Here is a 21,889-nt window from a genome sequence, read left to right on the forward strand (position 1 = left end):
CGCAATCCGCCGGTCACAGCTCCTGCCTCCTCTTGGTCGCCTCCTCCGGCCGGCGCTGCCCCGGCACCGCGGCGTCCTGGAACTGGGCGCGCTGCATCTCGTACAGGTCCCGGAAGACCCCGGCCGCCGGCTTGCTCAGCAGTTCTTCGAAGGTGCCGCTCTCGCGCAGCTCGCCGTCCTCGAGCACGTGGATGAGGTCGGCGTGCCGGACCGATGCGAGCCTGTGGGTGATCAGGACGACGGTCTGCCCGCCGTCGGCGAGCTTGCGGATCTGGTCGAAGACTTCCAGCTCGGCCTTCGCGTCGAGGGCGGAAGTGGGTTCGTCGACGATGAGGATCTGGGCGTCGCGGTAGCGGGCGCGAGCGATGCCCAGCTTCTGCCATTGGCCCCCCGACAGCTCCCGACCTCCCTTGTAACCCTTGTTCAACAGGGTGTCCCAGCCCCGGGGGAGTTCGGCGACGACCTTGTCGGCTCCCGCGTAGGCGGCGGCCTCCTCCAGAGCCTGCTCGCGGAGTGGCCGCTCCGCCCGGCCGATGGCGATGTTCATGCGGCAGGTGAACGGCCACCGGTGAAAGTCCTGGCTGACCACCGCGATCCTGTCCCACAGCTGGGCGCGGTCCAGGTCGCGGGTGTCGATGCCGTCCCAGCGGATGCTGCCGTCGTCCGGCTGGTAGAGGCCGGCCAGCAGCTTGGAGACGGTGGTCTTGCCGGAACCGTTCTCGCCGACCAGCGCCACGATCTTGCCCAGAGGAATGTCGAGGGTGACCTCCTTCAGCGCCGGCCGCTCCGCCTTGGATGTGTCCTCCGGGTCGTCGTCGGCGTCGCCGTCTTCGGGGTAGTGGAAGGTGACGTTCTCGAAGCGGATCAGTGCCAGGTCGTCGGGCACGGGCACGCCCCCGACGGGAACCGCCCGGCTGACGGCTTCTTGGAATAGGCGTTCGAGGTCCTGCACGTAGCACGCCTGCTCGTACAGGTTGTTGACCTGGAGGACCAGAGTGGCCAGGCTCTGCCCGCCGGTGCGGATGGCCAGCACGGCGGTTCCCGCGACCGACAGCGCCATCATGCCCGTGGCCAGCAGCGTGCCGAGGGCGACGTAGGTGAGGGTGGCGGCGATGCCGGTCAGGGCGGAGGCGGCCAGGCGGACGCGGGCGCGGCTGGAAGCCAGGCGGGACTGCTCGGTCTCGTATGCCTGCGACATCCCCCGGAAGTGATGGAGCAGGAACGGGCCGACGCCGTGGACCCGGATCTCCGGTGCGGGACCGGTCCGCATCAGGGACTGGCTCAGCAGCCGCCCGGCCCGCGAGTGCTGCATCCACTGCTGGTAACTGGCGTACCGGGCCCGTGAATTGCGCAGGGAGGCCCATGAGCGGGGAAGGGTCATCAGGACCAGGAGGGGAAGCAGCGCCGGGTGGAGAACGGTGAGGACGCCGGCGGCGGCCACGAAGGACACCAGGGAGCCGACGACCCCGGTGCAGGAGTTGACCATGCGGCGGGCTTCACCGGCTCCGTACTGGGCGCTGTCCATGAGCCGGTTGAAGTCGGAGTCCTCGACCGCCGCCAGCTCGACCCTGACCACGTGATCGAGGTACATCTCCGTGGCGACACGCTCGACCTTCGGCTCCAGCCGCCCCGTGCCCGCCGTCGACGCCGCCGACGCGAGCGCGCCGATGACGCCGGTGACCGCGACACCGATCATGGCGGGGATCGCCGCCTGCACACGGTCCTGGACGGTGCCGGTGGCCAGCACGGTGGCCAGGACCGAGTTCACCGCGATCAGACCGATGGCCTGGCTGATCCCGCGCGCCAGCTCCCCGGCGCCCACCGTCCACAGTGCCCGGCGGTCGGCGCGCCACGCCAGACGCACGGTGAACGCCACCAGACGAGGCAGCTGCAGGGCCATGGCCCACAGCGACATCTGGAAATAGGCGTTCTTGTGCTCCGCCCAGCGGGCGTTGTACAGCAGCGGCCCGCCGAACAGCAGCCGCTCCGACTCCGACCCTTCCGCGGAGTCCGGCTGCTCGTGCGGCTTCTTCGGCTTCAGCTTCACGCCGTGCCTCCCGCAGGGGTGGTGGGCCAGCCGTGCGTGGACAACAGCGCACCGGAGCAGAACCGGTCCAGGACAGCGGCCGTGTAGGGCACACAGTCGGCCGGTGGCCGGGCGGGGGCGGCCCACACCAGCCCCGAGCACTTGGCCGGCTCCCGGTTGCGCGGCTCCCCGGACCAGCGTTGGGTCGTGAACACGACCCCCAGCCGTGCCTCGCCTTCCGGGGAACGGTGGTGGACGAGGTGGCAGAACTCCAGGTCGGCCGGAGCGATACCGACCCCGACCTCTTCGTCGACCTCCCGCAGGGCCCCCTCGGTGACGGTCTCGCCGTCCTCCAGGTGCCCGCCCGGGGGCGCGAGGAGGCCGCTGGCGTACACGTCCCCGGCCCGGCGCAGCAGCAGGACGCGGCCGTCGGCCCGGTGCAGCAGGACCATGACGTCGACCACGCTTTTGTAGCGGATCTGCTTGTTCACGCCGACCTCCTCGTACTGGGTGCGGTGGGGGCTGTGAGTGGCTGGCAATCGAACAGCAAGGGCACCCTCGTGCAGTTCGTACGGCGGGTGTGACGGTGATGCACTTCGCCTCCTCGTTGACGCGTGGATCGGACGAGTGATCGGAAAAACGACCCCCGATCGGGTCCGTCACGGACTCTTGAGGGCGTTTCGTCGCGCGTAAGTTCGGGTTGAGGTCAATGGGGCTGTGATCGCGGGGTGGGAGCATGGGCCGACCGTGTGCGATTCACTCGGCCGTGGCTGCTCACCCGTTCCGGGGGTTGCGTTGCGGGCGGAAACGGCAGCCCGCCACCTGCTGACCGGCATCTTCCGGGCGGCGGGCGCGACGTCTTTGCAACTGGCCGGGTGACGGGCCCGACGGGCATGCCCAAGGCTCGTCGGCTTCCTGGCCTCCCCGACCAGGGCCTGGTGGAGCAGTGAGGGGTCATCCGGCCGGCTGGGCGGGACGCCCCGCCGGACGTCCCGGCCACCGAGGCGGGCACCGGGCAGTGGAAGCCTCAGGTCCTCCCTCGGAGGGTGCGCGCTCCTTCGCACGGCGGAGACGGTCCGCCGTTGCGGATGAAGCGCGGCTGCCATGCCCTGGCCCAGCATGAATGTCATGACCACAGCGACCGCTTCTCTCTCCACCGCTACACCGGCGCCTGTCTGGGCTCGCCGTGCCGCTCACGCCATCGCCCTGTGCGCCCTCCCGTCCGGCCTGTGGCGCATCGCCATGGCATCCGGTGTCTATGTGGGCTACAGCGACCAGGTGCTGCGCGACGTCTTCGCCATCCCGGGCTGGGGCATCGCATACGTCGTCGGCCTCTCCGTCCTTGCCGAGCTGGCCGCCTTGTTTCCGCTGCTGCTCGTCAGCGACCGGTGGCGGCCGCTGCGGCCCAGGACCCTCGCCGCGCTGGCCTGGACCGCCTCAGGCTTCCTGGTCCTGGTGGCGCTGTGGCAACTCGTGGTTGCTGTCACCGTCGAGAGCCGGACGTACATGTCGAGCGATACGGCACAGACCGCCTGGGGCTTCATCTTCGCCCCACTGTCCGCCATTCCGGCCTTGATGACCGCGGTGACCTGGTCGTACGCAAAGCGGCACCGGGCACGGGGGTAGGCGCGGCGGGCACGTGCCGGCACAGGGGGCGCGATCGTGACGGCTGGGAGGCGGCTGCTTGTACGAGGCCCGACACGGCAGACAGACGTACGCGGTCTTGGCGGGGGAGCCACCCGGTGACGGTCGCCACCGGGGTGCTCATGGCTCGCCCTCGCAAGCGCCTCAGGGCGCCCCCGTAGCGGCGTTCGGCGTCTGGGATTCCCGGTTCTGCGGGGCGTCTTCCCGCTGGGCGCGGACGCCGGGGACGAGAAGGAAGCGCTGCCGGTCACCGAGATCGACCAGCCCGAACTGTGGGGCACCGTACGCTCGTCGGCCGAGCGCTCCGGAACCCGTGCGCCCGACGAGATCCTCCTCACCGGGGAGGTGAACGCGGCGGTCTCCGAGGACGCCCGGCTGCTGGGTCTGTTGCCGCAGCTGCACTCGGTGATCGCCCACGAGCTGGGCCACTACGGCAACGCGGACACCCGCCTCGCGGGCATCACCCGGTGAGGCCGCGACTGCGTGCTACGGACCGTGGCGGCCTTCCAGGAGCAGGAGGCGAAGCGCATCGGCAAGGCGCGGTCCCGGCAGGAGGAAGCGGCCGCCAGGCGGCTGCGCAAAGGCAAGAAGGCAAAGGACGTGGACACCCGAGGCGCCGGGTTCCGCTACCGGATGATGGCCAAGCCCTTCCAGGCGTACGCGCGGTACTACCTGCGGGTCACCAGCGGTGTGGGCCGGCAGCAGGAGCTCGCCGCCGACCGCATGGCGGTCCGGGTCGCGGGCTGGGACGCCACGGCCTCGGCACTGAGGGAGACCGCGGCGCTCGACGCCGCCCACGACTTCTACCAGAGCCGGTACGCCCTGCTGGGCATCGAGGCGGGCCTCCTTCCGCCGCGCGGCGAGGCCTTCGGCGGGCTGCGCCACCTGCTCGCCGACCCCGGGCGCCGGTCCGCCCTGACGGAGCTGCGCGGCGAACCGCCGGCCGGCGAGGAATCCCCGTACGACTCGCACCCCCCGGTGGCCGAGCGGGTGCGGCTGATCGAGGCGCAGCCCGACGACGGCCGTGGGACGGATCCGGCGCGGCCCGCGCTGGCACTGCTGCGCGATGCCGAGCGGGTGCTGGTGGAGTTGGAGGACGTCCTCCTCACACCGGAGGCACTGGCCATGGAGCGGGCGGACTGGCCGGAACTGGCACACAGGGGGATGCACGCGCTGGCCGCGGCGACCGCCGAGCCGTTGCGGACGGCACTGGCCAACGCGGGGGTCGCCTCGGGCAGCGCCGCGGGAGACCTCGCGGCCTTGCTGGACTCCGCCGACGCGGGGCGACTGTGGCTGGTCGCGGGCCACTTGCCCAAGTCGCCGGAGGCGGCACGGGCGACAGGCCGGGCGGCGCGGGAATTCCTGCGGCCGGCTCTGGAGGCCGGGACGTACCGGCTGGCGGAGCTGGCCCCTGGTGGAGAAGGCAGGGGCGTACTGGGAGCTGTCCTGGTCCGAGCGGCCGCGGCTTCGGACGGCGGGGGCCGCGTACACCGGTGAGATGGAGGAGGCTCTGGCGGCCGCGGTACGGGCGGCCGTCGCGGACGCTCCGGACACCGCGCCGCTGCGCACCCTTCTCGGTTACTGAACCCACGGACGCACGAACCTTCCCGGACCCACGGACCCACGGATCCCGGGGCCCCCGGACCCCCTGGCCCCCGGATCCCGGGACACCCGAGCCCCCGATCCACACATGCACGAACTCATCACTGACCTGATCGGACCTCAAAAACCCATGCCCCGGATCATCCCGCTCATCGTCATCGCAGCCATGCTCTTCTTCTGGCTCCGCTCCAAAAAGCGCGCCAAGCGCACGGAGAGACTCGCCGCCGAAATCGGTGCGGGCCTGCTGCCGCCGGAGCGCCAGAACACGGACCGGGCGTACTTCGACCCCGAAGCGGAAGCCGTGCTGGCGGCCCTCTCCCGGGGCGACTGGCAGCCCGCCGCACAGGTGCTCGCCGCCGCGGGCGCCGACTGGGAACGCCGCTCCTACCTCGTCGGTGTCATCGCGGGGCGGGCGGCCGAGGACGACACCTGGTTGCGTGCCTGGCAGGCCGCGCGCCCCGACGACCCGGACGCGGCCGTGGTCCACGCGGACGCGAAGGTGTCGCTGGCCTGGCGGATACGCGGCTCGGGCTGGGCCGAGGACACCACCGCCGCGCAGGCCGCGGCGACGGCTCCGCACGGCAGTCTGCTGACCATGTTCCCGCTGATCAGCTGGTACGAGCACAACGACGACGAGGCGCCGGCCGAGGCCTACGGCTGGCCGGAGATGACGGCGCTGACCGAGGCCGCCCTGGCGGATGCCGCCGCGGCGCGGCCGGACCACCCCAGGATCGCGGAGGTCCGGCACATGCTGGCCTACTGCCTGACCAAGCAGGGCGGCCACGAGGCCGCCTGGGACAGTTCCGGCTGGTGGACGGTTATGTGGCGGCCCTGCCGTGGCGCTACTACAGCGACCCGGCCGAGGTCTACTGCCACGTCAGGGACAGGGCGCTCAAGGGCACCGCAGCGGCCTCCGGCTGAGCCTCTCCCGCCGGGCCGCTCCGCCCGGTCGGTCTCCAGGGCACCCACCGGTTCGGCGCGGGCTCGGCGGCTGAACTCCGTCGGCGGACGGCGGTCAACGCCCCAGCACGGCCATCGCCGCGTTGTGCCCCGGGACCCCGCTGACCCCGCCGCCTCGAACCGCGCCCGCGCCGCAGAGAAGCACGTTGCGGTGGGCGGTTTCGACGCCCCAACGGCCGGTGGCCTCGTCCGCGTGGGGGAAGGCCAGATCGCGGTGGAAGATGTGCCCACCGGGCAACCGCAGGTCACGTTCCAGGTCGAGTGGCGACTTGGCCTCGATACACGGCCGACCGTCCTCGTCAACGGCCAGACAGTCCTCGATCGGCTCCTCCAGACAGGTGTCGAGTTCGGCGAGAGTGGCCTTCAGCAGAGCGTCGCGTACCGCCTCATGGCGCTCCGTGAAGAGGCGCGCGGGGGCGTGCAGTCCGAAGAGGGTCAGCGTCTGGAAGCCCTGGGCAGCGAGTTCGGGTCCGAGGACGGACGGGTCGGTCAGCGAGTGGCAGTAGATCTCGGAGGGCGGCGCTCCGGGCAGCCGCCCGGCGGCGGCCTGCGCGTAGGCCGCCGCCAGTTGGGCGTACCCCTCGGAGACATGGAAGGTGCCCGCGAACGCCTGGCGCGGATCGACGGTGTGGTCGCGCAACCGCGGCAAGCGTCGCAACAGCATGTTGACCTTGAGCTGTGCCCCCTCCGCGGAGCCCGGGGATTCCTCGCCGAGCAGCGTGGCGAGGGCTTGAGGGGAGGCGTTCACCAAGACCTTGCCGGCGGCCACGGTGCCTTCACGGCAGGCGGTGCGGAAGGCGACCTCGGCCGATGTCCCGTCGGTGTCGATCCGGATCGCCTCATGGCCGGTGACGATCTCCGCACCGGCGGCGCGCGCGGTGTCGGCGAGGGCGTCGGTGAGCGCGCCCATCCCGCCCACGGGCACATTCCAGTCACCGGTGCCGCCGCCGATGACGTGGTAGAGGAAGCACCGGTTCTGCACCAGGGACGGGTCGTGGGCATCGGCGAAGGTGCCGATCAATGCGTCGGTGAGGACGACGCCACGGACCAGGTCGTCCGCGAAGTTCTCCTCGATGGCGACGCCGATGGGCTCCTCGAACAGCATGCGCCAGGTCTCGTCGTCGCCGACCCTGGCGCGCAGCTCGGAGCGGGTCGGCAGCGGTTCGGTGAGGGTCGGGAAGACGCGCTCGGCCATGCGGCGGATCCGGCCGTGGTAGCGCTGCCACGACGCGTACTCCCTCTCCGATCCCGTGAGGTCGGCGAACGACGCACGGGTACGGTCGGGACCGCCGCCCACCAGCAGACCGGTGGGCCTGCCCCTGCGGACCGTGGGCGTGTAGCTGGAGACGGCGCGCTCGCGTACGGCGAAACGCAGCCCCAGGTCGCGCACGATCGTGTCGGGCAGCAGGGACACCAGGTACGAGTAGCGGGAGAGCCGGGCGTCGAACCCGGCGAAGGGACGGGTCGAGACGGCGGCGCCCCCGGTGTTCCCGAGGCGCTCCAGGACGAGGACGGAGCGGCCTGCCCGCGCGAGGTAGGCGGCGGCGACCAGTCCGTTGTGGCCACCGCCGACGATGACGGCGTCGTACGCAGCTCGGTCGAACGTCACGGCTGCGGGCATGACCCTTCGTAACACACGATGTCCGGCGCGGGCCAGGTGGCCTCGGGCCGCGTGGGCCCGCCCGGCTCCCCATGGCCCGGGTCGGCTGCGCCGCACTCAGCCGGACAGCCGGGCCCGCAGCGCCCCCCTGTCCGGCTTGCCCGCTGCCGTCAGCGGGACGGCGGTCACCAGGTGCAGGGCGTCGGGAGCGTAGAGCCGCCCCTTGCGGGCGGTGACGAAGTCCCGGATCTCTTCCAGCGAGGGGCGCTGTCCGGCGGCGGGCACCACGGCGGCGTGGACGTGTTCCACCGACTCCTCGTCCCGGCTCCCGAAGACCACGCACTGGGCTACGGAGGGATGGCCCAGCAGCAGGTCCTCCAGCTCCGCCGGGTAGACGTGGCCCCCGACGACCACGATCATCTCCTTGATCCGGTCCACGATGAAGAGGTAGCCGTCCTCGTCGAGGTAACCGACGTCACCGGTGTGCACCCAGCCGTCCCGCAGCACCTCGGCGGTCAGCTCCGGCTGCTTCCAGTAGCCGGGCATCACGTAGGGCGAACGCACCTGAACTTCGCCCCGCTCCCCGGCCGGCAAGGTGGTGCCGTCGGCGTCCCGGATGGCGATCTCCACGCCGGGCAGGGCCCGGCCGACCGTCAGATGCCCGCCGCGGCCGGTCAGCTCCTGCTCCGCGGGGCCCGCCTCGGTGATCGACTGCGCCTCGGCCTGCCCGTACCAGCCGTAGAGCACGGGCCCCAGGGCCTTGGCCGCCTGCCGCAGCCTGGCCGGTGAGGCCGCGGTGCCGCCATAGGTGATCCGGCTCAGGCTGGACAGATCGGTGCCGGTCAGGTCCGGGTGATCCAGCAGCTGGTAGAGCAGCGGCGGCAACAGCCAGGTGTGGGTGATGCGCTCGCGCTCGATCGCGGCCAGCACGTCGCCGGGCTCGAAACCGTGCCGCAGGACCACCGAGCCGCCCTGGTAGAGCGTCATATCGGTGAGGATTCCGGCGAGGTGGGTGAGAGAGGTGCAGGCCAGATAGCGGGGCGGTTCGCCGGCGTCGGCGATCCGGTGCCCCAGGCCTCGCAGGTAGGAACCATGGCTCATCCGGATGCCCTTGGGGATTCCGGTGGTCCCGCCGGTGTGCCGGATGCACCAGTCGTCGTCGGGGCCCACCAGGCCGCCCATCGGCCGCGCCGGGCGCCGGGCGGCCGCGGCCAGTACGTCCTCGGCGAAGCCGCTCGGCCCCAGGGAGAGCGCCCCGGGGACACCGGCGAGCTGAAGAAGCTCCTCGGCGGTGGTGTGCCGTTGGCTGTCCACCAGCAGGAGGGAGCAGTCCACGCTCGCCATGATGCGGGCCATGGTCGGCGGGCTCGTGCCCTCGTAGAGGCCGACCACCCGGGCGCCGGCCAGATTGGCGGCGTAGCGGGCGATCAGGGCCTCGGCGGTGTTGCCGGTGAGGAGGGTGACCGTGGTGCCGCGGCCCACCCCGCGCTCCGCGAGCTCCCCGGCGAGCCGGTAGACCTGGTTCCGGAACTCGGCCGCGCTGATCACCAGCCCCTCGGCGGTGGTGAGGACCGCCCGCCACGGCTCGGCGGACAGCACGTCGAGGACGGCCTCCACGTAACCGCTGAAGCCGCTGTCCGCGGCGGCGTGTCGCTGGCTCATCGCTGTTCTCCCTTGTCGGAACCCGGTGGACGCTCCTGACGCTAGTGCCGCCCGTTCATGCCTTCCACGACCGGTTTCGCCATATGCTCATGCCTCCGGGAGCGTGATCCGTTCCATGGCCAGCCGGCGGAAGTCCAGGGCGGCGGGGGAGAGGTAGGCGTCCTGACGCCATACCAAAGTCAGCGTCCGGTGGCAGTCCGCGGCGTCCAGCCGCAGCCAGGCCACCGGACTGCGCTCGCCGAGGGTCCGCCGGGCGACGGCCGGCATCAGACCGATGCCCAGCCCGGCGCCGATCAGCTCCGGGGTGGCGGCGGCTTCATCGCCCTCGCAGACCACCCGCGGCGTGAGCCCCTCGCGGGCGAACAGCCGGTCCAGCAGGGAGCGTTGCCAGTGGCCGGCGCGCGTGCTGACGAACTCCTCGCCGGCCAGCTCGGCCACCGTGACACGCTCCCGGGCAGCCAGCGGATGCTCGGGCGGCACGGCCAGCAGCACCTCCTCCCGCGCCAGTTCCACCGAGCGCAATTCGGGCCCGGCCAGCGGTTGCGAGGCGAGCGCGAAGTCCACTTCGGCGGAGCGCAGATGCCGCCGCATCGAGTCCACGGGAGCCTGGAACAGGCGCACCTTCACCCCGGGGCGCTGCGCGCGGAAGGCGGGCAGCACTCCGGCCAGCTGAAGCAGGGTCTCGGCGGCGACGGCGACCCGGCCCGGGCCGTCACCGGCGGCATCGGCCATTTCCCGGCGGGCGTCGTCGAGTTCGGCCAGTGCGCGCTCGACCCGGTGCAGGAAGGCCGTGCCGTGCTCATTGAGCCGTATTCGTCGGCCCTGGCGGTCAAATAGCGGAATTCCTAGTTCCGATTCAAGCCGGATGATGGTCCGGCTCACCGACGGCTGGGCGACCCGGAGTTCCTCCGCGGCCCGGCTGACGTGCTGGTGGCGGGCCACGGCCTGGAAATATCTCAGCGACAGAAGATCCATGACCGAAGTCTCGCCCGCCAGCCGGGTGGGCGGCCGCCCCTCGGATCCTTCGCCGAGGATCAGAGGCCGCCCGCCACTCCGACGCCCACTGGCACACCCGTTCCCGAATCGCTGTCACCGCGATGTCGGCCGGGCGGACGGAGCGGGTCTGCCTCTGACCGTCATACCGGGCGCTGCTCGGGAGCCGGGGAGGGGTTGATGCGCCGCTTCCAGAAAGGGTGCGTCGGCCAGCGCCGTTCCTGGCCGTAGTAGTGCGCGTGGTGGCCGAGGTAGACGTCGGCGATGCCGTCGAGGAACGCGGCGTACTCGGCGAGGGCCTCGCCGGCGGTGCCGCGCAGGCACAGGTCGACGGTGCGGCCGGCGAGGGCCCCGGTGTGCAGGGCGGTGAGGATGCCCTGGGAGGAGAGCGGGTCGAAGGCGAGGGCGGCGTCCCCGGTGGCGAGCCACCCCGCCCCCGCCGGCGGCGAGAGGCGCAGGCTGTGAGCGGCGGCCCAGCGCGGAGCGGCCGCGGGCGGGGCGTAACCCTCCAGCCGGTTCCGCAGGTGCAGGGTGCGTGCGGCGTGGGCCAGGAATCCGGTGGGCGTGCGCAGCGCGGGAGGGGCGAGGTCGGTGTCGGTCAGATGCGCCACGAGTCGACCGGCGGGGATCCTGACGGTGTACCACCAGCCGTGGGGCACCGCCTCGACGAGGGTGCGCAGGTCGTCGTCCGGTCTCCGGCCGTGCGACACGTGGCGGTCGAAGAGGGCGTAGGCGGCGACGAGCCGGTCCTTGCGGTGCCGGACGGCTCGGCGGCGGCCGATGACGCAGCGGCGGCCGGTCGCGTCGACGACCCAGTCGCAGCGCACTTCCTCGACGGCACCCTCCCGGCGCAGCAGGATCCGCTGGTCCGTGCCCTGGGCGAGGTGGCGCACGACGGTGGCCCGGCGGGGTTCGGCGCCCGCGGCCACGGCGGCACCGCGCAGCGAGGCGTCGAAGCGGCTTCGGTCGAGGTGCCTGCCGTGTCCGTTCGGGTCGAACACGTCGCTGCGGTCGTACAGCTCCGACGATCCCCAGGCGGCCAGGGTCCCGGTGGACCGCAGGTGTCCACCGGCCGTGACGTGCGGCCACAGCCCCAGGTCCGCCAGGAGCGGCCGGGCCGCGGGCGGCAGTGTCTCCCCGATGGTGAGCCCTGCGGCCCCGGGCGGCCCGGCGCGGTCGTCGACGAGGAGGACACGGCGGCCCGCCCGGGCCAGGAGCAGAGCCGCCACGGCGCCCGCGGGGCCGCCGCCGGCCACGACCACCTCGAAGCGCCCGCCCGCCGGGGGCGCGGTGCGGGCGGTCACCGCCGGTCCGTGGAGCGGACGATCTTCTCGAAGTAGCCCGCCAGCACCTCCTCGCCGGGGCGGTCCACCGTGCGCAGGGCGGCGTCCACCGCTTCGTCCCGGTGGGCGGGGTCGGCGGCCTCGGGCACGTGCAGGCACACCAGGTTGCGCAGGTCGGGAGGGGGCGTGCTCGGGGTGAAGCCCACTTCGGACTCCACCAGCATGGCCCGGGGGAGCTCCGGGTCGTCGGTCGGCCCCTCGCGCCGTTCGACGAGGCCGAGCTTGCCGAAGTCCTTGACCATGGCGTTCATCTGGGCCGCGGGGCTGGTGGCGGGCAGCCATCTGTCCCACACGGCGCGATTCTCGAAGGCGGTCCGGCGCTCCTCGGGGGTGCGGGTGGTGTCGAGGGCGGTCCTGTAGTCCGCCTCCGTGAGCACGTGGTTGGGCACCCGTGCCGGCCAGAAGGTCGGGAGGTAGGGGTCGTAGCGGGCGCCGTAGCCGGACCGGCAGCGGGCGGTGTCCGCCTGCCAGGGCACGGCCATCCACCGGGTCAGGTCACCCGGCCCCTGTGCATTCACCGGGCCGTCGTCCGCGACCGCCTGCTGGGGCGTGAGCGTCGGACCGTACGAGGGCTCGGGTGTGTCCGGGTCGCGGTGCCGCAGCCGGAAGGGGGCGGCGTACATGGTCAAGTGGCGCATCGGCCAGGTGAACTCGCAGCCCGGGTGGAAGGCGTCGGCCAGACAGAAGGACAGAACGGCCTGATCCAGCGCCCGGGGGCGCTCGGCCAGGGGAAGTTCGTCGAGGGACGTGGGTGCCGTGGCGGCCGGGTCGTGGTCGGCGGTGAAGTCCCCGGCGGCCCAGCGGTCGAGCAACCGGTACTGCAGCCGGGTGAGCGCCAGGTGCTGCCGCGGCGAGGGAGGGCGCGTGCCCATCGCGTCCCCGTAGATCGCGGGCCAGGGAACGGGAGAGGCGCCGTCGCGGTCCATGTCCCGCATCGTCGCCCAGATCTGGTGGCGCAGTTCGGCATTGCGGGGGTGGGGGTCGGCCAGCCGGGCGAGCCGCTCGGGGGCGAGGAGGTGCTCGCGCCCTGCGTGCCCGAAGTGGGCCGCGAAGCCGTGGTTGACCCACTGCAGGTCGCACAGGCGCCGCAGCAGCGGCAGCACCTCGCGGGTGAAGGAGACCTGCCGCGGCGCCGTGAGCGTGCCCGCGGACACGAAGAGGTCGCGCAGCAGGTCGTACATCGTGCGCACCGACTTGAGCTCCGGCGCGTAGTTCGGCGGAGCGACCACGACCCAGGCGGGGTCGACCGGCACGGGACGCCCGTCGATGCGGACCTCGGCGGTCACGGGGCCGTCGGAGATGTCGTCGTGCCAGGTGTCGTTGTTGGCGAAGTGTCCTGCCGGGGTGTTGGTGCTGGAGGCCGACACCCCGCGGCCGCCGAGGAAGACCAGTCGGCCGGCGGTGTCGGTGCGCAGCTCGCCCAGGTAGACGGGCCTGTCCATGAAGGTGCCGGTGTCGAAGACGTATTCGGGCTTGCCCGAGCGGTTGGCGCCGCGGATGGACCGGGGCCCGGGATCGATGACCAGGCGGTGCCGCTCGGGTTCCGGGACGGCGGCGTTGCGCAGCGCGGTCGCGGGGGCCTGGGCCGCCTCCGGGATGTCCAGCGCGAGCTGGAACTGGTACCAGGCGGCCTTCTCGTTGGCCACGTGCACGGTCCACCGGAGGTCGGCGTTGTCCGAGGTGAGCTCGGCGACCGGCTCGCCGGCGGCGTTGAAGCCGTACACCCGGAAGCGGGCCGCCTGGCGCTTGAGGGCGCCGGTCGCGTCCTTGTAGCCCCCGGTGGGCAGCGGAGGGGCGTCGTCCACCTCGGGGCCCAGGAAGAACTCCTCGGCGCTGTCCCCGATCCGCGCCACCCCGATCGCGGGGTGGATCGCGGCCCGGACGATCCGGGTGTCACGGCCGGGCGCTTCGGTGGACGCCGGCCGGGCCGGGCCGGGTTCCACCGCCGGGACGCCGTTCGCGTCGCGGCGGCGGGTGGCCGAGGTGGCGTAGACGACCTTGCGGGCCTCCCCGAGGCTGCCGGCCGGCCGGTGCTCGGGCAGGCCGTGCCAGGGGTTGAAGGCGAGGTTGTCGCCGTAGGCCTCCTGGCCGCGGGCCGTGACGTCCTGCCGGTGCAGGGTCAGCCTCGCCGCCTTCACGGGGGCGCTCAGCGATTCCTCCCAGCGCACGGTCGCCCGGTCCAGCGGCATGCGGTCCGGATCGGTGCGGAACTGCAGCAGCAGGTCGAAGGCGGCCTCGCCGGCGGCCAGCCGGTGTCGCAGGTCGCCGCGGAGGAAGGAGGGGTTCTCGTCCGGCGGGGCCGCCTGCGGGTCGCCCGGTGCGCAGCCGACCGGTACGAGCTTGTACTTCACGTACCGGTCCGGGCCGAACGCGTACGGGAGCACGCCCCAGTACGTGGCGGTCAGTACGCTCTCCTCGGGCTTGCGCATCTCCCGCAGGATGCGGTCGGTGACCGGATGGTCGCGCCGGTAGGCCGCGGGGTCCTGCTGGAACTCGCACATGTCCCGGGCGGTGTCGACGAAGAAGACGTCGTGGTTCTGCAGGATCAGGTCCTGGGTGTCCGCCCGGCTCTCCCGCTCGACCAGCTTCGGGCCGGGCACGTCGAACAGTTTGATGCCGACGCCGGCCGTCCTGCGCAGATCCGGCAGGTCGGGGAGGACGTCGCTGGAGAATCGCACCCAGGCCGTCAGGCCGCCCGTCCGCTCCTCGGCGGCTCGCAGGAAGCCGATGCACAGGTCCGGCGGGAGAGCGGGATCGACGGTGAGCACGCCGCGGGCGACGCCGTGGAACTTGACGAAGACCGGCCGCAGGACCGGGTCCTGCCCCCGGGCGATCCTGCCTCCCATCCGCCGGTCCACGAACTCGGTCACCAGGGCCGCGACGGGATCGGCGGCACAGTCGGGGAGCGCCTCGGGGAAATCCCCGGGGACAGCGGACGTCCCGCTCATGACGTGACCCTTCTGTCGGCAGAGTGGAGTGGACGAGGGGCCTTTCGCCCGCACGGCTGGGATATCACTGCCCTTCGCGCATCCGTCGTCATGCGAAATGCGAATAACAGATGAATGGGGTTCGCGAAATATCACCCGGTCGCCGTAGTGGGCCGAGCACCGGCAGGCCGTAACGGTGCTCAAGCACCCGCCCCCGCGGCGCGCAGCCCGCCACGTACGGTGGTGGACATGAATGATCTTTCCACCCCGTACGTCGAGGTCGACGGCCGTGCCGTCGACGCCGATCCGCTGTTCCTCGCGCTCATGGGCGGCTACGGCCACATGACCGCCATGCAGGTCCGGGAGGGCCGGGTGCGCGGGCTGGACCTCCACCTCACCCGGCTGGACAAGGCCACCGAGGAGCTCTTCGGCGAGGGGCTGGACGGCGCGCTGGTCCGTGGCCGGATCCGGCAGGCCATGGGCGAGGCAGGAGTGCGCGACGCTTCGGTCCGGGTCTACGTGTACGAGCCGGAACCCGGCGGCGGGACCGTGACAGCGGTGATCGTGCGGCCCTCCGTACCCGAGCCCGGCCCGCAGAGCCTGCGCAGCGTCCCGTACGTGCGGCCCGCCGCCCACCTCAAGCACGTGGGCGTCTTCGGGCAGGTTCACCACCTCAGGCGGGTGAAGGCCGAGGGATTCGACGAGGCACTGCTGGTGGAGCCCGACGGCACCGTGGCCGAGGGCGCCATCACCAACGTGGGCTTCATCGACGGGGACACGGTGATCTGGCCCGCGGCCCCCGCCCTGGACGGCATCACGATGTTGGTGCTGCGGCGGGAGATGGACCGGGCGGGCCTGCTGTGGCGGCGCCGTGAGATCCGGCTCGACGAGGTGGCGCGCTTCGACGCCGCGTTCGTCTGCAACTCCCTGGGAGTCTCCCCGGTCACACGGATCGACGAGGTGCCCTTCCCGCCGACCGCGGAGCCCGTGGGGATGTTGCGGCAGCTGTACACGGCCGCGCCGTGGGATGTGATCTGACCGGGATCACGGGCATGAGACCTCCCGGGGCCCGCACCCTCACCGCTAGCATCCGCACATGGATGCGAACACCGGTTTCGACCCGTGGTCTCCCCGGTTCGTCGCCGACCCCTATCCGGGGTACGAGCGGCTGCGCGCCGCCGGGCGGGTGCACTGGTTCGAGCCGAGCCGTCAGTGGCTGGTGCCGCACCATGAGGACGTCCGGGCGCTGCTGCGCGATCGGCGGCTGGGCCGGACGTATCTCCACCGGTTCTCCCACGAGGAGTTCGGGCGCCCGGTCCCTCCGGCGGCCCACGAGCCGTTCCACGTCCTCAACGGCAACGGCCTGCTGGACCTCGAACCGCCTGACCACACACGCATCCGGCGCCTGGTGTCGAAGGCGTTCACTCCGCGCACGGTCGAGAACCTGGTGCCGGTCGTGGCACGGCTGGCGCGCGGGCTGGTGGACGAGCTGCTCGCCGAGGGCGGTGGGGATCTCATCGGCGCGGTCGCCGAGCCGCTGCCGGTGGCCGTCATCGCGGAGATGCTGGGCATCCCCGAGGCCGACCGGAAGCTGCTGCGGCCCTGGTCGGCGGCGATCTGCGGGATGTACGAGCTCAACCCGGACGAGGAGAAGGCGCGGAACGCCGTCCGCGCCTCCCTCGACTTCTCCGCCTACCTCCGGGAACTGATCGCCGATCGTCGCGCCCGCCCCGGCGACGACCTGATCACCGCGCTCGTCCACGCGCACGACGAAGGCGACCGGCTCACCGAGCAGGAAATGGTCTCGACCTGCGTCCTGTTGCTCAACGCGGGCCACGAAGCCACCACCAACACCACGGGCAACGGCTGGTGGGCGCTCTTCCGCCACCCGGAGCAACTCGCCGCCCTGCGCGCGGACCCCGGGCTCCTGCCGGGAGCGGTCGAGGAGCTCATGCGCTACGACACCCCGTTGCAGCTCTTCGAACGGTGGGTCCTGGACGACATCGAGATCGCCGGCACGGTCGTCCCGCGCGGCAGCGAGGTCGCCCTCCTCTTCGGCTCCGCCAACCGCGACCCCGCCCGCTTCCCCGACCCGGACCGCCTGGACATCACCCGCGCGGACAACCCCCACATCAGCCTGGGCGCGGGCATCCACTACTGCCTGGGCGCGCCGCTCGCCCGCCTGGAACTCGCCGCCTCCTTCGGCGAATTGCTGCGGCGGGCGCCCCGCCTCCGGCTCACGGCGGAACCGGAGTGGAAGCCCGGCTTTGTGATCCGGGGGCTGGGGGAGCTTCTCGTGGAGTGCTGACGTCACCTCACAGTGGGAAGCGACGGAGCCGTCACGTCATCTCGTAAAGTGACGGCCATGGCATGCCGAATCAGTGAACTGGTCATCGACGCCGCGGACCCCGACCGGCTGGCCGCATTCTGGAGCGACGTCCTCGGCTACGTCGAGTTCGATCGGGAGGGCGACGGAAGCATCGCGATCGGCCCGCCCGACACCGGTTTCGGCGGCCCGCGGCCCACCCTCGTCTTGAGCCCGACCAGTGCTCCCAGGACGGGAAAGCTCCGGCTGCACATCGATGTCAACGCCACCGATCGCGACCAGGATGCTGAGCTGGAACGACTGCTCGCCCTCGGCGCAAGGCCCGTCGACATCGGCCAGACCGGCACCGAAAGCTGGCACGTCCTGGCCGACCCCGAGGGCAACGAGTTCTGCCTCCTGCGCACCCGGCTCAAGCCCCTGTGACCATTGTGTCCTTCGTGCGAGGCCATGTACGCGGCTTCGGCTGGCGCCGCCTGGGCGCGGTTCTTTCCCGGGGCCCCGGGGTTCCCGCCCAGTCCGACCGCGCTTGTGCCCGCCGTGAGGCCTCGGACTGCGCACCGTTGAAAAGCTCGGCCCCTCAGGGGTGGAGCGCGCCGGCGAGGCCTGGTACCAGCACAACGGGTCCACCAGTCGCTGCTGGATGCCACGTGGCGGCCGGTGCCGGCCGATCCGGTACCGGCGCCGAACGGGCTGATCGACAAGCAGGCGTGGACGTTCTGTGTGCTGGAGGTCCTGCATACCGCCCTCAAACGGCGGGATGTATTCGCCCGGGTAAGGACCCCACATCCAAGACGCCGCCGGACGCAAGTGACGCGCGCCGACACACATGGCCGAAAGTCGGCCGTCCCGGGACGGCTGAGGTAGCACATGCCTTGTGTGCGTCTGTTCGACGAACCTAGCGTCGATGGCTCGTGGCCGGTCAAGGCCGCGAGGAGCGACTCGAGGAGCGTCCATGCACTGGCCGATACGCCGCGCGCTGACCACTGTTCTGGTCGGCGCCGCCTGTACCGCTCTGCCCATCTCCTACGCGGCGGCACAGCCCGCCGCCCATGACGCGACGGCGGGGGTCACCATGACACCCGTTCAAATCGTCGACGCCCACCACGCCCTGCCCGCTCTGGGAAGCAGAGCGCCGGAGGCCGCCCGGTGGCGGGAGCCGGCGCCGCGGCCGCCCGCCACGCTGAACGAGCACGGTGACGAGACCGGCCAACGGCTGGGTCTGTCCTACGTTTCCGCGGACCAGGGCAGTGCCGCGCCCACCGCCGTGGACCTGAGTGCCTGCCGGCGCCTGTTCCCGAACTCCGGTGAACGGATCATCAACCACTACGAGTACTGCCACGTCACGCCCCTGGCCTACTCCGTGGTGCAGGGCGGCAAAGTGATCGGCCGGGTCTCCTGGCGCCACACCACCGCCGGCGAAGGCACCAAGGGCTCCCGGGTCATCCGGCTGGTGACCGGCATGGACAACGTCGTGCGCACGGGCACGACCACGGACGGCAAGCTCGCCATCGGCTGGGCCACCGCCGGCTACTCCGGTCCCGACGGAAGCAACAAGGCGTGCGGTGTCAACGGTTCCGGGCCGCAGTTGCTGAGCGCCTGGCAGGCCGGCCAGACCGCCATCTACACCATTTCCTCGGCCGCGGCCGACGGCTACGGCCGCGACAAGGTGGCACGCTGCGCCATCCGCTCGTCCGTCACCAACACCGGTGGCACCGGGACGGTCCTCGACAACGGGGTCCGGTTCGACTCCGCGAGCTACCTGGGGTCCAACGGTGCCGGCATCTTCGACCGCGTCATGCCGGTGATGGCGGAGTACAGCGTCGGCTCCACGCGCAACGGCGCGGTCGCCCGCCACGTCCAGCTGGCCCAGAGCAACCCGGGAGCCACCTACCCGCCGGCCCCCGCAGGCGGCACGAAGTCCATTCCCGGCGGCATCGCCTCGGGCAAGCCGCTGCACCGGCTGATGTCCACCTGGGACGCCGCGGCCACCACGGCCTACAACAACAACCGCAACGTGGTGCGCAGCACCTGTGCCCCGCTCTCGCACCAGGCGGACGAGGAGTGCGACGAATACCCCTTCGCCTCGTCCTGGGAGGGCGCGGGCAAGGGTGACGGCAACTTCTCGGTGAAGTACGTCAACGGCACCCAGAACGGAAACGCCGGAACCGACCTGAACAACTGGTACGTGGCCGACCGCATCCTGCACAAGGACGCCTTTTACGTCAGCATCCGCTGAACCGCCATCACCGCTGTCCCCCGTCGGGCCCGCCCGACGGGGGACAGCGCCACAACTGGATCACGAACCGCTCCAGACCGGTGAACAGCGGCGGGTCCGCGGCATCCTGCCGGGCCCGCGCCTCCGGGCCGCCCCCGTACCGGTACACACGGACGGCATACGAGCCGGGCCCGTCGAGCGCCATCGGCTCGCCGACCGGACCGTGCGGCACCGCCCAGGCCGTCACCGTGCCGGAGGGAACACTGAGCACACACTCCGCCGACGCCCCACCGGATTCCGGTGGAGGCGGCGCGTCCCACAACTCCAGCCGCACATCCGCGTCGTGCATCGCCACGGTGCTGGCCACCGTCAACCCGCTTCCGTTGACCGCGCTCTGCCGTCCCTCCAGGGCCGGTAGTTCCCACGGTCGTCCGTCGAACGGCGCGGTCGCGTCGCACAGCGCGAACTGGCTTCGCTCGACGCCCACCAGCTGTTCGGACATCCGTACCACAGTCGTCATGCCGACCTCCCGCCACGCCAGAGACCACGTGCGCACACTTCCGTCTTGTGACCCACTCACCGTAGCCCGTAGGGCGTGTCGGGGTGTGCCCGGCGATGCCACGCGACCGTAACCGCTCCGGAGTACCGGACCTGCCGTCGCCTACGCCTCGTGGAACCCGTCAGTCCGCCGCGATGACGATGACCTCGTCCCCGTCCGACCACCGCCGGACCTCCGTCTTGGGAGGGTTGACCCGCACCCCGTACCCCGGGCACACCGCCGCGTCGGCTTGGGACCGGTACCCGATGGCGCAGGCTCCTTGGCGCCGCGCCGACTCCACCACGGTGGCGAAGGACGCCGCGCGTCCAGGTTCGACGTAGTGGCCGGCGGGCCTGAGGTAAACGGTGTTGCCCCCCGGGGAGAACAACTCCTCGAAGAGGGCGGCGAGATCCTCGTTCTGGGAGATCTGCGCCATCAGCAACCCGACCAACTTGCCGCTGACGACGAAGTCCGCTCCGGGGCTGACCGGGGCGATGGCCCGGTTCCGGTCGTCGGCCATCTCGGTGACGACGGGGACGCGGTGCCCGCTCTCCCGTTCCAGGGCGCGCAGGAGCAGCAGCGTGACCAGGGTCCGGTCGTCCGGTTCGGCGTGGCCTGTCCGGCGGTCGGCGCCGAGGACGATGACACCGTCGTACGCGGCGGCGTCGAGACGCTCGACCGTTTCGCGCAGCGTGGGGTCACCGGGGTGGAAGACGACCGACAACGTGTCGCCGCTCGCCGCGCCGGCGGCCCGGACCGCCGTGGCTGTGGCCGCCCGGTCGTCGGCGACGACGTCGAGGACCGAACCGCGGGCGGCGCTCCGCGACAGCTGGTCCACGACGCGCCGTGCGCGGCGGTTCCACCCCAGCAGCAGCACCCGTTCGGGACGTATCTCCCGCGCGGGCCGTGGCACGATCACCGCCGGGTCGACGGGCGGCGGTTCGTCGGGCAGGACGGTGATGCCGTCGTCCTCGGCGATGACGACGAGGCGGTCACCGGCGAGGATCTCCGTCGCCGACGGCGGATTCAGAACGAGATCCCCACCGGCCCGGACGATGCCCACGGTGCAGGAGACGGGGTAGGCGGCGAGCGCTTCGCCGAAGCGGCGACCGACCAGTGCCGGTTCCTCGACCGTGTAGAACTCGTCGCCGGCGAAGTCGAGAAGGTCCTGGTAGATGAGGGAGAGCCCGGGTTGCCGGGCGCACTGCACCAACAGCCGCGCGGACACGTCGTCGATCTCCAGAACGGTCGCGCCGGAACCCGCGGCGAGCTGGGCGGCGACCCGGTACCGGTCGTCGCGGACCACTGCCACGACCTGGACCGGGCAGTCCTCTCCCACCGTGGCCCGGAGGGACAGCAGCGTCTTGACGATCTCGGCGTCGTCGGACGGGTCGTCCCTCGGGAGGACGAGAACGGCGTCGGCCGACGATGGGCTGACCCTCGCCAGGGCGGCGGGGTCGGTGGGACGCCCGCTCCGGCAGATGACCCGTGTACGACCCGTCTCCCCGACGGTGCCGTGCAGTTCCTCCTCCATCTCCGTCTTGTCCCTGTCGGCGAGGACGACGATCGTGCCCCGCCGCTGGTTGGCCAGCGCCGCGACCAGTTCGGCGACCACCGTGGGCGTCTGCTCGGACCATCCCAGTACGACTGTGTGGCCGTGCTCCAGCACGGTGGAGTGGCCGCGGCGCAGAGCGGTCAGCTTCTCGGTGATGCCGGCTGTGAGGAGGCCGACGAGGGCCGAAACGTAGAGGAGGGCGACCAGGGCCAGCAGCAATGAGAGCGCGACGCTCAGCGGTGGTCCGACGTCCCCGCCCAGCCGCAAGGTCTGCCCGATGTTCCGCCACACCGCCGCGATCTTCCCCTGGAGGGAGGCGGGAGCACGGCGGTCGGTCCACACGAGCAGCGCGCTCGCGGGAACGACCACGGCCAGACAGGCTAGGGCCAGCCACCCGATGAGGGCGGAGGTGCCTCGCGCCATCGTGTTGTCGAACCAGTACCGGAGGCGATCCGCAGGGGTGCCCCGCCGGGGCTCCGGTCGCCCGCGCGGTGCAGG

The 21,889-nt window shown here is 72.0% G+C and carries 17 protein-coding genes; 7 read left to right on the forward strand and 10 right to left on the reverse strand.

Annotation, left to right across the window (positions count from 1 at the left end):
• Window positions 1–13: 13 nt before the first annotated feature.
• Window positions 14–2,047 (reverse strand): ABC transporter ATP-binding protein, encoded by a 2,034-nt coding sequence (locus ACZ303_RS30430; protein ID WP_467343702.1) that lies wholly within the window; start codon window positions 2,045–2,047, stop codon window positions 14–16.
• On the reverse strand, window positions 2,044–2,517 hold the full coding sequence (locus ACZ303_RS30435; RefSeq protein WP_467343703.1) for an NUDIX hydrolase: 474 nt from the start codon (window positions 2,515–2,517) through the stop codon (window positions 2,044–2,046). The genes ACZ303_RS30430 and ACZ303_RS30435 overlap by 4 nt, the downstream gene beginning before the upstream one ends.
• A gap of 637 nt (window positions 2,518–3,154) precedes the next feature.
• Here ACZ303_RS30435 and ACZ303_RS30440 point away from each other — a divergent pair.
• From ACZ303_RS30440 to ACZ303_RS30450, 3 genes are all read left to right on the forward strand, one after another.
• Complete coding sequence (locus ACZ303_RS30440; protein WP_467343704.1) at window positions 3,155–3,652, forward strand: hypothetical protein; 498 nt, start codon at window positions 3,155–3,157, stop codon at window positions 3,650–3,652.
• A gap of 363 nt (window positions 3,653–4,015) precedes the next feature.
• Window positions 4,016–4,141, forward strand: a complete 126-nt coding sequence (locus ACZ303_RS30445; RefSeq protein WP_467343705.1) for a hypothetical protein — start codon at window positions 4,016–4,018, stop codon at window positions 4,139–4,141.
• Window positions 4,142–4,165: 24 nt separating this feature from the next.
• Window positions 4,166–5,167, forward strand: a complete 1,002-nt coding sequence (locus tag ACZ303_RS30450) for a hypothetical protein (protein WP_467343706.1) — start codon at window positions 4,166–4,168, stop codon at window positions 5,165–5,167.
• A 489-nt stretch (window positions 5,168–5,656) separates the two neighbouring features.
• Here ACZ303_RS30450 and ACZ303_RS30455 read toward each other — a convergent pair whose 3' ends face one another.
• From ACZ303_RS30455 to ACZ303_RS30480, 6 genes are all read right to left on the reverse strand, one after another.
• On the reverse strand, window positions 5,657–5,869 hold the full coding sequence (locus ACZ303_RS30455) for a hypothetical protein (RefSeq protein ID WP_467343707.1): 213 nt from the start codon (window positions 5,867–5,869) through the stop codon (window positions 5,657–5,659).
• Window positions 5,870–6,287: 418 nt separating this feature from the next.
• A complete protein-coding gene (locus ACZ303_RS30460) occupies window positions 6,288–7,853 on the reverse strand; it encodes a phytoene desaturase family protein (RefSeq protein WP_467343708.1) in 1,566 nt (521 codons plus the stop codon).
• 96 nt (window positions 7,854–7,949) lie between these two features.
• Window positions 7,950–9,494, reverse strand: a complete 1,545-nt coding sequence (locus tag ACZ303_RS30465) for an AMP-binding protein (RefSeq protein ID WP_467343709.1) — start codon at window positions 9,492–9,494, stop codon at window positions 7,950–7,952.
• Between the two features lie 87 nt (window positions 9,495–9,581).
• Window positions 9,582–10,469, reverse strand: a complete 888-nt coding sequence (locus tag ACZ303_RS30470) for a LysR family transcriptional regulator (RefSeq protein WP_467343710.1) — start codon at window positions 10,467–10,469, stop codon at window positions 9,582–9,584.
• Between the two features lie 161 nt (window positions 10,470–10,630).
• A complete protein-coding gene (locus ACZ303_RS30475; RefSeq protein ID WP_467343711.1) occupies window positions 10,631–11,791 on the reverse strand; it encodes an FAD-dependent monooxygenase in 1,161 nt (386 codons plus the stop codon).
• The gene (locus tag ACZ303_RS30480) at window positions 11,788–14,778 is read right to left on the reverse strand and encodes a LodA/GoxA family CTQ-dependent oxidase (RefSeq protein WP_467343712.1); all 2,991 of its coding nucleotides are present in this window, start codon (window positions 14,776–14,778) and stop codon (window positions 11,788–11,790) included. Before ACZ303_RS30480 ends, ACZ303_RS30475 begins: the two co-directional genes overlap by 4 nt.
• A gap of 228 nt (window positions 14,779–15,006) precedes the next feature.
• Here ACZ303_RS30480 and ACZ303_RS30485 point away from each other — a divergent pair, with 228 nt between their 5' ends.
• The 4 genes from ACZ303_RS30485 to ACZ303_RS30500 all read left to right on the forward strand — a co-directional run bounded on the left by ACZ303_RS30485 (window position 15,007) and on the right by ACZ303_RS30500 (window position 19,319).
• On the forward strand, window positions 15,007–15,795 hold the full coding sequence (locus ACZ303_RS30485) for an aminotransferase class IV (RefSeq protein WP_467343713.1): 789 nt from the start codon (window positions 15,007–15,009) through the stop codon (window positions 15,793–15,795).
• A gap of 58 nt (window positions 15,796–15,853) precedes the next feature.
• Window positions 15,854–17,065, forward strand: coding sequence for a cytochrome P450 (locus tag ACZ303_RS30490; protein ID WP_467343714.1), 1,212 nt, complete (start codon window positions 15,854–15,856; stop codon window positions 17,063–17,065).
• 57 nt (window positions 17,066–17,122) lie between these two features.
• Entirely contained in the window at window positions 17,123–17,506 is a 384-nt protein-coding gene (locus ACZ303_RS30495; RefSeq protein ID WP_467343715.1) for a VOC family protein, read from the forward strand.
• Window positions 17,507–18,035: 529 nt separating this feature from the next.
• Complete coding sequence (locus ACZ303_RS30500) at window positions 18,036–19,319, forward strand: NucA/NucB deoxyribonuclease domain-containing protein (protein ID WP_467343716.1); 1,284 nt, start codon at window positions 18,036–18,038, stop codon at window positions 19,317–19,319.
• Between the two features lie 7 nt (window positions 19,320–19,326).
• Here ACZ303_RS30500 and ACZ303_RS30505 read toward each other — a convergent pair whose 3' ends face one another.
• The gene (locus tag ACZ303_RS30505) at window positions 19,327–19,818 is read right to left on the reverse strand and encodes a hypothetical protein (protein ID WP_467343717.1); all 492 of its coding nucleotides are present in this window, start codon (window positions 19,816–19,818) and stop codon (window positions 19,327–19,329) included.
• A gap of 160 nt (window positions 19,819–19,978) precedes the next feature.
• Window positions 19,979–21,814: a CASTOR/POLLUX-related putative ion channel gene (locus tag ACZ303_RS30510; protein WP_467343718.1), complete on the reverse strand. Its 1,836-nt coding sequence runs from the start codon at window positions 21,812–21,814 to the stop codon at window positions 19,979–19,981.
• Between the last annotated feature and the right edge of the window lie 75 nt (window positions 21,815–21,889).

The sequence above is a fragment of the Streptomyces sp. NPDC023527 genome (assembly GCF_055560115.1).